The sequence below is a fragment of the Elioraea sp. genome (assembly GCF_051860475.1).
Lineage (GTDB): Bacteria > Pseudomonadota > Alphaproteobacteria > Acetobacterales > Acetobacteraceae > Elioraea.
Genome location: NZ_JBHYDW010000098.1, coordinates 1 through 12,085 on the forward strand (window position 1 = coordinate 1; position 12,085 = coordinate 12,085).

Annotated in this window: 17 protein-coding genes; 1 reads left to right on the forward strand and 16 read right to left on the reverse strand. The window is 72.4% G+C overall.

From position 1 onward, the window contains the following. Nucleotides 1–51: 51 nt before the first annotated feature. The 16 genes from ACTIFU_RS16045 to ACTIFU_RS16120 form a co-directional block, all read right to left on the reverse strand. On the reverse strand, nucleotides 52–426 hold the full coding sequence (locus ACTIFU_RS16045; RefSeq protein ID WP_439579326.1) for a hypothetical protein: 375 nt from the start codon (nucleotides 424–426) through the stop codon (nucleotides 52–54). Further along, a complete protein-coding gene (locus ACTIFU_RS16050) occupies nucleotides 426–1,376 on the reverse strand; it encodes a phage tail tube protein (protein ID WP_439579327.1) in 951 nt (316 codons plus the stop codon). The genes ACTIFU_RS16045 and ACTIFU_RS16050 overlap by 1 nt, the downstream gene beginning before the upstream one ends. 25 nt (nucleotides 1,377–1,401) lie before the next feature. Further along, nucleotides 1,402–1,848 (reverse strand): hypothetical protein, encoded by a 447-nt coding sequence (locus tag ACTIFU_RS16055; RefSeq protein WP_439579328.1) that lies wholly within the window; start codon nucleotides 1,846–1,848, stop codon nucleotides 1,402–1,404. A gap of 160 nt (nucleotides 1,849–2,008) precedes the next feature. Further along, nucleotides 2,009–2,716 carry a DUF6441 family protein gene (locus ACTIFU_RS16060; protein WP_439579329.1) on the reverse strand — a complete coding sequence of 236 codons (708 nt, stop codon included), beginning with the start codon at nucleotides 2,714–2,716 and terminating at the stop codon, nucleotides 2,009–2,011. Then, nucleotides 2,716–2,949 carry a hypothetical protein gene (locus ACTIFU_RS16065; protein ID WP_439579330.1) on the reverse strand — a complete coding sequence of 78 codons (234 nt, stop codon included), beginning with the start codon at nucleotides 2,947–2,949 and terminating at the stop codon, nucleotides 2,716–2,718. The genes ACTIFU_RS16060 and ACTIFU_RS16065 overlap by 1 nt, the downstream gene beginning before the upstream one ends. Next, nucleotides 2,946–3,176, reverse strand: coding sequence for a hypothetical protein (locus ACTIFU_RS16070; RefSeq protein WP_439579331.1), 231 nt, complete (start codon nucleotides 3,174–3,176; stop codon nucleotides 2,946–2,948). Before ACTIFU_RS16070 ends, ACTIFU_RS16065 begins: the two co-directional genes overlap by 4 nt. Continuing rightward, nucleotides 3,109–3,336 carry a hypothetical protein gene (locus ACTIFU_RS16075; RefSeq protein WP_439579332.1) on the reverse strand — a complete coding sequence of 76 codons (228 nt, stop codon included), beginning with the start codon at nucleotides 3,334–3,336 and terminating at the stop codon, nucleotides 3,109–3,111. The genes ACTIFU_RS16070 and ACTIFU_RS16075 overlap by 68 nt, the downstream gene beginning before the upstream one ends. After that, nucleotides 3,333–3,968 carry a structural protein gene (locus ACTIFU_RS16080; RefSeq protein WP_439579333.1) on the reverse strand — a complete coding sequence of 212 codons (636 nt, stop codon included), beginning with the start codon at nucleotides 3,966–3,968 and terminating at the stop codon, nucleotides 3,333–3,335. The genes ACTIFU_RS16075 and ACTIFU_RS16080 overlap by 4 nt, the downstream gene beginning before the upstream one ends. Nucleotides 3,969–4,109: 141 nt before the next feature. Next, entirely contained in the window at nucleotides 4,110–4,463 is a 354-nt protein-coding gene (locus ACTIFU_RS16085) for a head-tail joining protein (protein ID WP_439579352.1), read from the reverse strand. Beyond that, nucleotides 4,421–5,425, reverse strand: coding sequence for a major capsid protein (locus ACTIFU_RS16090; protein WP_439579334.1), 1,005 nt, complete (start codon nucleotides 5,423–5,425; stop codon nucleotides 4,421–4,423). Before ACTIFU_RS16090 ends, ACTIFU_RS16085 begins: the two co-directional genes overlap by 43 nt. A 12-nt stretch (nucleotides 5,426–5,437) precedes the next feature. Continuing rightward, nucleotides 5,438–5,812 (reverse strand): head decoration protein, encoded by a 375-nt coding sequence (locus ACTIFU_RS16095; protein ID WP_439579335.1) that lies wholly within the window; start codon nucleotides 5,810–5,812, stop codon nucleotides 5,438–5,440. Beyond that, entirely contained in the window at nucleotides 5,812–7,107 is a 1,296-nt protein-coding gene (locus tag ACTIFU_RS16100; RefSeq protein ID WP_439579336.1) for a S49 family peptidase, read from the reverse strand. Before ACTIFU_RS16100 ends, ACTIFU_RS16095 begins: the two co-directional genes overlap by 1 nt. Next, a complete protein-coding gene (locus tag ACTIFU_RS16105; RefSeq protein WP_439579337.1) occupies nucleotides 7,104–8,597 on the reverse strand; it encodes a phage portal protein in 1,494 nt (497 codons plus the stop codon). Before ACTIFU_RS16105 ends, ACTIFU_RS16100 begins: the two co-directional genes overlap by 4 nt. Further along, nucleotides 8,594–8,809, reverse strand: a complete 216-nt coding sequence (locus tag ACTIFU_RS16110) for a phage head-tail joining protein (protein ID WP_439579338.1) — start codon at nucleotides 8,807–8,809, stop codon at nucleotides 8,594–8,596. Before ACTIFU_RS16110 ends, ACTIFU_RS16105 begins: the two co-directional genes overlap by 4 nt. Nucleotide 8,810: 1 nt before the next feature. Continuing rightward, entirely contained in the window at nucleotides 8,811–10,715 is a 1,905-nt protein-coding gene (locus ACTIFU_RS16115) for a phage terminase large subunit family protein (RefSeq protein WP_439579339.1), read from the reverse strand. Beyond that, a complete protein-coding gene (locus ACTIFU_RS16120) occupies nucleotides 10,702–11,217 on the reverse strand; it encodes a hypothetical protein (protein ID WP_439579340.1) in 516 nt (171 codons plus the stop codon). Before ACTIFU_RS16120 ends, ACTIFU_RS16115 begins: the two co-directional genes overlap by 14 nt. A gap of 155 nt (nucleotides 11,218–11,372) precedes the next feature. On the opposite strand from ACTIFU_RS16120, the gene ACTIFU_RS16125 reads away from it, so the two are divergent. Then, complete coding sequence (locus ACTIFU_RS16125; RefSeq protein WP_439579341.1) at nucleotides 11,373–12,077, forward strand: hypothetical protein; 705 nt, start codon at nucleotides 11,373–11,375, stop codon at nucleotides 12,075–12,077. The last annotated feature ends 8 nt before the right edge of the window (nucleotides 12,078–12,085 follow it).

Below are 12,085 nucleotides of genomic sequence, written 5' to 3' on the forward strand. Positions count from 1 at the left end.
AGCCGCGGCAGTACTCCGGCCCGCCGCCGCCATGCCAGGCGGCGCGGGCCTTCAGGCGTTTCCCTCCGCTTCCGCCGGGTCCGGCCGGCCGATCACCGCATCCCAGAACGCGACGGCCATGTCGTCGCGCTCCATCAGCGCATCGAGCGCCGCCGGCGAGAACGCGAGCGGCGCGCCGTCGCGGTCGCCCACACCCTCCCAGGCGGTGACGACGCGGCGGGCGATCAGCCGCACCAGCAGCATGAAGTAGAGGCCGTTGAAGACCGACCGTTCCTGCGCGGCCTCGCCGAGCAGCGCCTTCGCCTCGGCAAGCGCGGCGCCCTCCGCCGCGGCGCGGGTAATCCGGTCGAGCGGCTTCGCCAGCAGCCGCACGCCCTGCGGCAGGTCAAGCCAGTGCGGCTCACGGGCGATGTCGAGCGTCAGCATCAGTCGTAGTCCTCGACCGCGTTGCGCAGGGTCACGGTCATCATTCGGCCGGCGGCGGCATTGAAGGCGGCGCGGAACTCGAAGGCGGCCTCGATCCCGGCCGGTCCCTGGATCGGCGTCTTGGCCAGCGCGAGATAGGTTTCGTGCAGCGTCACGGTGAGGCGCCGCGCCGCGCCGACCCGATACTCGAATTCAAGCTCGACCGCCGCGTTGCCGGTCGCATCGTCGAGCAGCAGCGTGTCGGCGAACCGGCTCGTGACCTGCCCGGTGCCGCGCGACAAGCCAGGATCGACGCCTTCGATCTTGAAGTCGTCGCGGATGGTGCGGACGATCTCGGCGCCGTTCGAGAAGTTCAGCCGCCCGCCGGTGATCTGCGCGAGCGGCGAGCCGTTGCGGCGGATCGAACCCTGGGCGCGGTTGAAGGCGACGTAGTCGCGCGTGGTCGGCGTGCCGGCCGACGACGTGGCCGAGCGGGTCGAGCCCTGGCCGATCAGGCCGAACGTGGCGGTAGCCGCGCCGGACGGCGAGAAGTCGATCTCCCAGGTATCCGCGCGCACGCCGGCGATCACGTCGAAGTTCGGCACGTCCGGATAGGCGAGCTCGATGCTGTTCGACGGCAGCGGCGAGGCACCGGAGACGAAGACGTGCTCGAAGTCCGGCGTTGTGCCGGTGCTCGTCGGCGCGCCGAGCAGCAGCCGCAGCCAGTCGCCGAAGAATTCCAGATCGACCGGCACCACGGCCTGGCCCTGCACGGTGACGATATCGCGGAACGGCGGCGCGACATCGCGGTTGGGGGCGAGGCCGATCACGTCGGCGTCGACGAAGGGCTGTTCGGCGCCGAGGTCGCAGGAGATGAACGGCATCAGCCGCCAGTTGCCGCCTGGCGGAGTGCCGTAGGTGGCTTCCACCGCCATGTGCAGCTTGCTGTTCGCGCCGATGGCACGGGCCATGGTGACCTCCGATCAGGTAGCGATGTCAGGAAAGGGGGGTCTCGTCGGTGGTGAACCAGAGCGAGACCGGAACTGCGGCCATCCGCACCGATGCGGCGCCGTCGAAGTCGAGCGTGTCGAAGGACGGGCTGTCCGGCTGCGCCCATTCGACCGCACCGCCGAGCGTGCGATCGGCGGCCACGGCGTCCGCAATCGCGATCAGCAAGCCATCTAGCGCGCTAGCGCGCTCAGTGGGCGTCGCGCCGGGTGCGGCCACGGCGATCTCGGCGACGTGCCGCACTTGCCAGCGCAGGGGCGACAGGATGGCCGTCTCCTCCCCGGTCTCTCCGTCGTGCACGACGACCAGCCCGGCATCGGGCAGGCGCTGCGGGATCGTCTCCGCGCGCAGAACCTCGGGCGGCGGGTCGAGAGCGGCGAGTGCCGCGGCGATCGTAGCGTGCAGCGCGACGAGCGCGGCCTCGCGCTTGCTCATGCCGCCCTCGCCGCCAGTGCCACAATCGCAATGATCACAGCGGCCGCGACAACACCGACCGCGAAGCCGGCGCAGAATACCGTCCACAGATGCGGTGCGATCGCCACCCTGTAGGGGTCATGGGACGGCATACCGCTCACGCGCGGCGGACGCGGGCCGGTCATCGCCGCGTCGCCCCAGCCCGGTAGTGGGCGATGATGCGCTGCCTGAGCCGATACTGTGCTCGCTGTGCCGCATCGGCCAAGTTCAGCCGTTTCACGAGCCGGGCCTCCGGCAGCAGCAGAAACATCGGCACGAACCCCTGCCGCAGGAGATCGGCTTGCCATTGTGCGGCACCCGCGATGCGCGCGGTGGCCACCGCGGCAATGCCGCCGGCGATCAGTGGCGCCCGCCGTCTGCCGACACGCTCGCCACGACGAACAGGCAGACACCAGACGAACCCGCCGGGACGCTGCTTCATCGGGCGCAGGAACGCCTGCCCGCTCGCCACCATCTGCTGGGGCGTCACGCGCATGCCGCGGCCGCGGCGCCCCTGCGGTGCATTGAAGCCGGTCGGGATCGCCAGATATCGTCCAGCCTTCGCGCGGATCGTCGCGCCGCGTTCGAATGCGTCGATGATGGTCGGCGCCTTAGTCCAGACGATGCCAGCCGCGCCGAGGCTCTCGCCGGTCCGCGGGAAGACGCGCGCGCGCCACGCGCCGGCGAGGCCGCGTCCGCGTGGCCCGAACGCCGAGGCCGTCTGCGCACGCAGCTCATGCTGCGTGCGATCGGTCTCCTCCCGCACGGCGCGCGTCACGGCCCGCTCGCCGGCGCGGACCTCCTCCTCGAGGATGCGCTTGAGGGATCCGACGACAGCCGCGATCTGCATCAGCGTGGGTTCCGCAGGGCTTCGGTCAGCTTGTTCACCGCGGTCGTGATCTCGTGCATGGCCTGGATGTTCTCGCGATGGAGCCGGACGATCTGCTCGTCCTTGTGCTCCAATCGCTGTTCCATGCGGTGATGCCACCGCAGCAGCAAGGCGATGAAGGCGAGGCAGACCAGCACGATGACCGGGCTGCTCTCGACCAGCCGGCTCAGCATCGTGATATCTGCGTCAGTCACGAGCCGCATGCTGCCCGAATGCGCGCCCGCAGCTCGCCGTAGTCATCGACCAGGACGCGCAGCGCGGAGCCGGATGGCAGCGCGTCGAACTCCTCCGCCGCGCGCGCTTGCATCGCCGGCGCATACTCCGCAAGCCACCCGCACATGGAGGGGCGGACGTCAGAAGTGCCCGTCCCGCAGCCGGTCAGCAGCGCCGCCGTCGCGGCGATAGTCGCGAGCCGCTTCATCCGCCTTCTCCTGCCGCTTCTCCTCCGCACGCCGCGCGCGCAGCTCGGCGTCGCGCTTCGCATGCGCCCGGCCGCGCGCGTAGATCGCCAGCGCAGCCGCGAGCGCGGCGCCCGCTGCGGCGAGCGACGACCACGCGCGCCCCAGCAGAGCGCCGATCACGACCGTCTCGCGCGCCAGACCAGGACCGCGATCGCGGCGACGAGCACGACCGCGATCGCGGCCTGCCAGGGCAGCCGGCCGAGCGCATCAATCACCGGCTCGGCCTGCGACGCTACCGCCGCGGCACCGGCCACGGTCGCCGCGATCGTGCCCTTGCCGGTGTCCGTCGTCGCCGCCTCGGCGATCCCGGCCGGCTTCGGCCGGCGGAAGCCGGCCAGTTCGAGCCCGTCCCAGAGCTCGGGCTCCGAATAGGGCTGCCCGCCGAGCTCGAACCGGATGATGCCGGCGACCAGGCCGTGCATGATGTGCGGGGCGTGCACATCGATGCGGTCGTCCCGACGCACGCCGAGGCGCTGCGCGACCGCTACGGCATAGCTGCGTGTCGGGTTCTCGTGCGTCGGCGCCCAACGCTCGATGATCTTTGCGACCGTGTCGCAGCCGTGCCGATCGTAGTAGGCCATCAGCAGCAGGGCGAGCGCGCGGATGCCGTAGCGATGCTCCGTGAACCGGCAGAACCGGCCGTCCGTCGGCGGGTCGGCGAGCCCGAGCCAGCGGTTGTGCTCGTGATGCTCGATGTTGCCCGGATTGCGATTGCGATAGCCGCGGCTCGACTTCGGGTCGATGCTGCTCATCCGCGTGCCTCCATGGTTGCGGGATCGCCGGCCTTGCCCCAACGCGTCGCCGCCCGGGCGAGGATTGACCGCGATGATCGCGGCAGGCCGGCTTGGTATGCTCGGGCGTCCCGCGCGCCCGCCGAGTAGGCCGGGCGGAGCTCAGCCGCGCCGGCAGAACGCCGTGACGAACGCGCCGGACGCGGACCGCTCGACGTGCTGCACCGTCAGCACGTCGGCGACGATCGTGAACGTATCGCCCGGCGCGACTGCGGGCAGGTGCGCCGCGGCGATCGTCAGGATGTCGGTCGCCTGCACGATCGCCGTGTCGAACGCGCCCGCGACGCGATCCGGCGCCTGCCGGACAACGCGGACGGCGACGGGCGGCGCCGTGCCGCCCGCGCGCCAGTCCGCATCGGTGCCCATGTGCGGATCGGAGACGAGCGCCTCCGCCGCCAGGGCGAAGGCGTCCGTCAGGTCAGCGTCCCGCGCTGCAACGCCTCCGGGCGGAGGCAGATGAACAGCGGGTAGCTGTAGACCTCGATATCGACCCAGAAGTTGCGGTCGCGATCGGGGACGGTCATCGCATAGACGGGACGGCCGAGCGTGTTCGCGAAGTCGATGCTCTCCATCGGCGCGAACCCGGCCTGGAAGACGCCGGGCACGCGCGGGAAAAAGCGCACGTCCTCCGCGCCGACCTGCACCGGCGATGCGGTGTCGGTCCCGCGGTAGTTGTGGAACTCGATGCCGCCGAAGCGCAGCGTCATCCACGCGGTGCCGGCGCGGAGCTGCTGGCCCTCCTGGTAGATGAAGGTCTCGCGCACGTCGGGGTGGCGGACCAGGGCATCCCAGAAGTCGTCGCCGCACAGCCCGCCGACCGGCACATCGGCGGGCGCGCCGAGTGCGCGGGCGGTCGCGCGGACCACCTGCGCACACTTCGCCCGCACGTCGGTCGTGGACACGTCCAGATCGAACGCGACCGGCGTCGGCGCCGAGATGCCGAAGGTGGAATACCAGTCATCCAGGACCGTGGTGCCGTCGGCGTCCAGCACCACGCCCTGGATCGCGCCGAGACGGTGATGCTCCCAGGTCAGGTCCATGTCCGCCATGATGCGGCCCATGCGGCGAGTGACCTCGCCGGCGACCGTCTCGAGTTCGCTCTCGGTGCCGAAGGCGCGCATGCCCTGGACCTCGTGCGCGCCGATGCGGTCGCCCTTGGCGATCCGGTGCGTCCGCACATCCCGGATGTCGCGCGGATCGGGCTCGCGCCGGGAGACCGGCTCGCCGCGCTTGGTCGTAGGCACCAGGCGGAGCTGGTTCGTGCGCCGGTCGATCGCGACGCTGATGGTGCGCGACGGGACCGCCTCGAAGAGCCCGAGCGTGCCAAGGTAGTTCGGCACATAGGGCACGCGATCGACCGCAGCGGTCATGGAGACCAGGCCGAACGCGTCCGAGTTGAAGATGTCGATGGTGGGCATGATCGGATCTCCTTAGCGGACCACGAGGCCGCGCAGCTCAAGCTGCGCGATCGCGGCCGCCCGCTCGGGTTCGGTGATGCCGGCCGGCCAGACGAGTTCGAAGCCGGTGAGCTCGGCGTCGCGGACGACGCCGACGCCGCGCACCGCGGCGGAGGCGTTGCGCGTCACGGCATCGAACAGCACGCCCGCGGCGACCTCGGTGCCGTCCGCGCCACCGGGATCGAGCGGCGCATACTGCCCGCTGGCCGTGATGCGCCCGAGCACGGTGCCGGGCGGCACCGTGCCCGTGCCCTGCGCGACCAGGATCGGATCGCGCGAGCGGGTGCCGTTCGCCTGCGACGCGATGAACGCGCCGGCGCGCGGCCCCATGGTGAAGGTCGTGGTCATCAGAAGGCCCTCCGGGTCGCGTTGCTGACTTCGCCGCGCTCGCGGTCAGGCGCGCGGATCACGCGCGTCCACAGATCGCGGGGCGTCTCCGCCTCCGGCCCGCGCAGCGCGCTGACGTGGCGCTTGTCCGCCTCCGCTGCCTTGATGCGCAGCAGCTCCTTGCCGACCTCGGCGAGCGGCAGCTTCCGCCCGACGATCTCGGCGACGCGCTCCGGCATGCCGGCGAGCGTGCAGAGCTCGGCCACCGCCGCCGAGTAGCTTGCGGCGATGTCTTCCGCCGACGGCGCGGGCGGCGCGGCGGCGGTTTCCTGGGGCGCGGGGGGCGCCCCGACCATGTCGTCGTCCATGTTCGTGCTCCGGATGGACAGGGCGCGCGGCATCCCCCCGCGCACGGGGCTCGACGCGATCCTGCCGACCGCATCGTCGAGACTGCTCACCACCGCGGTGGCGAAGCCGATCCGCACGGCGTCCTCGCCGTGGAAGGTCGCGGCCTGCGTCGCGCGCACGGCCTCCGGCTCCATCCGCCGGCGCCGCGCGACATGATCGACGAACAGGCCATGGAGCCGATCGACCTCGCGTTGGCCTGCCCCGCGGGCCTCTTCCGAGAGCGGCACATGCGGCTGGAAGTCGAGCTTCCGCTCGCCCGCGTAGATGTAGGTCCAGCGCAGGCCGCGCATCTCGTCCGCCGCAGTCGCGTCGATATGCGCCATCACCACGCCGACCGAACCAAGTCCGCCGGTGCGCGTGACGTAGATGCGGCGCGCGGAGGACGCGAGCCAGTAGCCGGCCGAATAGGCTCCGTCGTTCGCGACCGCATCGACCGGCTTGAACCGGCTGACCTCCTCGATGCGGTCCGCGAGCGCGGCGAGCCCGGCGACCTCGCCGCCGGGCGTGTCGAGATCGAGCAGGATGCTCCGCGCAGTCGGATCGGCCGCGGCGCGGTCGAGCGCCGCTCGGATGGCCGGGTAGGACATCAGCCCGGACTCGGCGTCCATGCCACCGGTGCGCGCGACGAGCGTGCCGTGGATCGGCACGACGGCGATCCCGTTGCGCACCGCGTAGCCGGGGCTTGGCGATACGGCTGCGCCAAGCCCGCCATCGGCGCGCGGCGTGCCCACGCCCAGCGCGATACGTGCGCCGACCGCGCCGATGATCGCGTCCAGCTTCGCCGGCAGGACGAGCAGCGGCGCGCCGAACAGCCGCTGCGCGAGGCGCGGATGGTGCATCGCGAGACGCAGGCCGGGCGGCTCGTTGAGACTGCCTCCCGGTGACAAGGGGTCGGCGACGAGCGTCATCGGCTTTCCTCCTCGCGGCGATTGTCGTTTGCGGACCGTTCCTCGTCGGGATCGACCGGCGCGAGCGGCGTGCCGCCTTCGAACGCCAGCCCGAGCTCGCGCTCGCGCGCGCGGTCCGCCGCGATGCGCCGATCCACCTCCTCCGCGTCGTAGCCCTGGGCCGCGATGACGTCGGAGCGCGCCTTGAAGCCGCGCGCGACAGCGAGCGCTTCCGCCTGCATGTCCTTGAGCGGATCGACCCATTCCCACTTCGGCGGACGCCATTCCGGCGGATCGAGCATCGCCCATTCGGCCGGATCGAGGTCGAGTGCGCCGCTCATGCGCGCCGCCGCAAGCCAGGCGCGCCAGACCGGCCGGCACATCTGGAAGACCAGCACGCCGTGCTGGAACGCCTCGATGCGGCGCCGGATCTCGACCATCGCGGCGCGCGTGTTCGAGTAGTTCGCGCGCACCATGTCGCCCGACATGGCGTAGTAGGGCAGGCCGAGCGCCGCGGCGATCGCGAGCAAGCTGCGATACTGGAACGCCTCGAAGCTCTGCCCCACGTCCGCCGGGCTTGCGAAGCGGATATCCTCGCCCGGCGCGAGCATCTGCATCGTGCCCGGCTGAAGCCCGGCGAGCGCGATGCCCTGCTCGTCCGCCGGTCCCTCGCCCATGAACGCCGGCTCCATCGCCGGCCGCGTGACGAAGGCGGAGAACATCGCCGCGGTCTTCTTCCGCTCAAGCTCGGCGTCGTCGTACTGGTCGAGCAGGAACAGCCGCACCATCGCCGGGGCGAAGCGCGAAAGCCCCCTGATCTGCTGCCCTTCGACCGGATCGACGATGTGCAGCACCTCGTTCGCCGGCACCCGGACCTTCTCCTGGGGCGACGCGACCGGCGACAGGTCGTTCGGGTGGCGCCGCCAGAACCAGTAGGCGCGGCGGCGCCCGATCGGATCGAACTCGATACCGGCGCGGATCATGGCGCCGCCGCCGAGCGCGCGGTTCTCGTCCGCCGGCAGCATCTCGGTCGGCAGGAGCTCAAGCTGCATCGGCACCGCGAGCCCGTCCTCGGGCCGGCGCGGGCGGAGGCGGATGAAGCACTCGCCCGCGATGAAGAGCTCGCGCGCGACACGCCGCTGCAAGCCGTAGAGATCGGTCCCCTGCTCGGCGTCCGCGTCGTCCGTCCACCGCTCCCAGAGCGCCATGGCGGCGGAGCGCGTCTCCGGACGGATGCCGCCGCGCAGGGCCGGCACGATGCCGGCGCCCACCGCGTTCGCGGCGAAGCACTCGACCGCGTTCGCGGCATACGGGTTGTTGCGCACGAGCCAGCGGGCGCGCGCCAGCACGGTCGGCCCCGCCTGCTGAAGCAGCACGTTGATGTGCTGCCGCGCCGGGAGGAACGCGCGCAGGCGGCGCGACGCGGCGCCGGCTTCGAGCCCGGGCGGCGGCAACGCGGGCGCGCCGGAGATCAGGCCCAGCGCGGCGCCGAAGCGGCGGATCAGGCTCACAGGCCCTTGTCCGCCCAGATGCGGATCTGGCGCACGGGCGGCCGGCCTTCGAGCGCGGCGATCTCCCCGTCGAGCGCCGCGATCGCCGCGGCGAGCTCCGCGTCGCTGCGGAACGCCACGCTCCGGTCGCCGTCGCGCACGGAGGCGGTGCCGGCGGCGCGCATTCTGAGGAGCTTCTCGCGCTGCGCGATCAGGTCGGACAGTGTCGGCATGTCAGGACATCCACGGCGAGAGGATGACGCGCCGCATCGGCCGCGCAGCCTGCGGCTGCGCGCGCTCGGCCGGCGTCGGCGGAGTCGGCGCATCGGCAGGGCGGTCGGCGGTGGAGGCGGCGCGCGCCTCGTGCACATCCCAGAAGCGGTGCCCGCGCGCGTCCGCGCCGAGCAGCCAGAGCGCCGCGCGCGCGAGCACCGCGCTGTCGAGCGCCTCGTTGCGCTCGCGGAGCTTCGCCCATTCCTGCCGCGCGAAGCCGCGCCTGTCGCGCACGGTGCGCAATTCCTCCGCGACGAGCTGCCGCACCCATTCGGCGTCGATGCCCGCGGGAAGGTGCACCCAGCCGTCCGGGAAGCCGTCACCGTCGCGCGCGAGCCAGAGCCGGCGGTACAGCTCGGCCTTCCAGGTGGCGGTCGCGACGGTCCACAGCCGGAGGAGGCCGTTGAACACCTTGGTCGGCCCGCGCACCGGCTCGGTGCGGTTCCAGCCGTCCACGCCCTTTGTCGGCACGATCAGCCCCGGCCGGCGCAGGCGCACGAGATGCCGATAGACGGCTGTCGTATCGCGCCCGCCGGTATCGACGCAGGCGAGCGCGATGCGCCGATGCCGGTCGTGCTCGTCTGGCCAGTCGCGTTCCAGCACGGCCGCGAGACGATCCCAGACCTCCGCATCGCGCGGGTTGCCGGCGAGAACGACGTGATCGACAAGCCACGATGTGAAGCCGCGCGCCCAGGCCCACACATCGCACTCGATGCGGTCGTCCTGCACGTCCACGCCGGCCGTCAGCACGACCGCGCCCTCCGGCACGATGCCGAGCGGGTAGGGCTCGCGCCGCTCGATCAGCCGCTGCCAGTCGGGCGCGTCGCCGCGCTCCTGCCATGTCTCGCCGAGCACCGTGTTCCTGAACGCGCGGATGGCCTCGATGCTGCCCTGCGCCTCCTCCCATTGCCGCGCGATCTCGGCCCAGGAGAGCCAGCCGTAGGGCGAATAGAGCGCGGAGAGATGGAACCCGACCGCGCGCGGATCAGCGGAGATGGCCTCCGGAACCCACGTGCCGGCCGCGAGCAGCGCGTCCTTGTGCCGCTCCTCGATCGGGCGTTCGCAGGTCTCGCAGAGATAGGCCGCGCTCTCCGGCGCGCCGCGCTCCCAGCGCAGCCGCTCGAACCGCAGCGCCTGCCGGTGGCCGCAATGCGGGCAGGGCACGTGATGGCGGCGCCGGTCGGTGAGCAGGAACTCGCGCTCGATGCGCGAGCGTCCGGCAACCGTCGGCGTCGAGACGATCAGGATTTTCCGCCGCCACGCGAAGGTGCGGGTGCGCGCGACCGCGAGCGCGACCGGATCGCCCTCGTCGTCGGCGGACGGCGGATAGGCGTCCACCTCGTCCAGGAACAGATAGCGCGCCGGCATCGAGCGCAGGCCGACCGCGCTGTTCGCGCCGGTCATCACCAGCGTCCCGCCGGGGAACTCCTTCTCAAGCTGGCGGTTGCCGGCGTCGCGCGAGCGCGCGGGCGCGACCCGCTCGCGCAGCGCCGCCGTCTCTTCGATCAGCGGGTCGATGCGCTGCCGCGAGAACCGCTTGGCGAGCTCGGTCGTCGGCTGCACGGCCAGGAACGGGCCTGGCGCGTGGTGGATGACGTAGCCGATCCAGTTGTTGCCGCACTCGGTCCCGCCGACCTGCGCGCCCTTCATGAGCACGACCTTCTGCGCCGGATGCGACGGCGAGAGCGCGTCCATGATCTCGCGCAGATACGGCGTGCGCGCGGTGCGCCACGGCCCGGCTTCCGACGAGGCGCGCAGGCCGAGCACGCGATGCGCGTCCGCCCATTCCGAGACGGCGAGCTCCGGGTCCGGCGCGAGCGCGTCGCGCAGGATGCCGGCGAGCCAGTCCTCGTCAGCGATCTGCATCGAGCCGCGGCATCGGATCGCGCGCCAGATCCTGAAGGTGCCGGCGCACTTCTGCGGCGAGCGCGGCTTCGACCGCGTGCGGATCAGCCCCGAGCCGCGCGGCGATCTGCGCGGCCACGCGCGGCGGCCAGTTCGCCCAGGCGTCGCGCATGCGCCGGGCGAAATCGAAGACCGCGCGCTCGACCTTCGCCCGCTCGACGAGCTCGCCGCGCCGCGCTTCGAGGTCGATCTTCTGGCGCTGCGTCTTGAGCGCGAGGCTCGCGCGCTGAAGATCGACGATGGTCGGGCCGGTGCGCGGCGCCGGCGCGTCGCTCTCATGCGGCTCCGGCGGCGCGGGCGCAGGCGCGGCGGCTGGCGCCGATGGCTCCGCGAGCGGTGCGGGACGCGGCTGCGCAGCGTTCCGGCGCCAGTCCCGCAGCGCCTCGTCCGCGTCGATGAGGCCGTCCGCGCGCCTGCGGATGCGCCCTTTGGCGATCGCCTTGCGCACAGCCGTGTCCGACACGCCGAGCATCCGGGCGAGAGCCGCTTGCGAGACGGGACCGCTCACGGACTGCTCAGAGAGCATGCGGGCTCCGCTGTCTCAGCAAGTCCTCCGACGGCGCCTCCGGCGCTCTGTCTCCGCACCGCGGCTATCCGCCGCGCAGCAGGAGACCGACCATGAAGCTTTCCGACACCCAGCTTGTGATCCTTCAGAGGGGGGCAGACGACGCCCTGGGCCTCTGCCGCGCGGACGCGAAGCTGCCCCAGGCGCCGCGGATCGCGATCGCGAAGAAGCTGCTCGCGGCCGGCTTGGTTGAGGCGGAGCCGTGGCGGCCGTTCGAGGCGCCCGAGCGCCGCTTCGGCGACCACGTCCTCCGGATTACCGATGCCGGGCTCCGCGCGATCGGCATCGAGCCGCCGGAGGAGGAGCCGATCCCGCCCCACGACAGCGAGGAGGAGCGGGCGATGCAGCGCGCCGCGATCGTCGAGCGGGACATCGAGGCGGCGGAGGAAACGGCCGCAGCCGAGGCGGTGGCGAACGCGCCCCGGGCCGCCGATCCGGCAACCGACGGCATTCTGGCGGCGCGGGCAGAGGCCAAGGCACGAGCCGAGCATCGCGCCGGCCGCGGCTTCTGGCGCGCGGCGGAGGAGGCGGCTTCGCGCGGCGAGCTTCCACCCGCGCCGGACTTCTCCGCGCCGACCCACGCGCCCTACCGGAAGAAGCTCGAGAAGCTCCTCGCGCTTGCCCAGGCCGGCGACGCGGCCGGGCTGCGGGCGGTGGCGATCAACCCGACCAGCACCAGCCCGAAGACGCTGATCCGGTGGCGCGACCTCGCGCTGCGCGCCATCGAAGCGCGGACCTTCAAGAAGGCGGGCCGATGAGGCCCGCC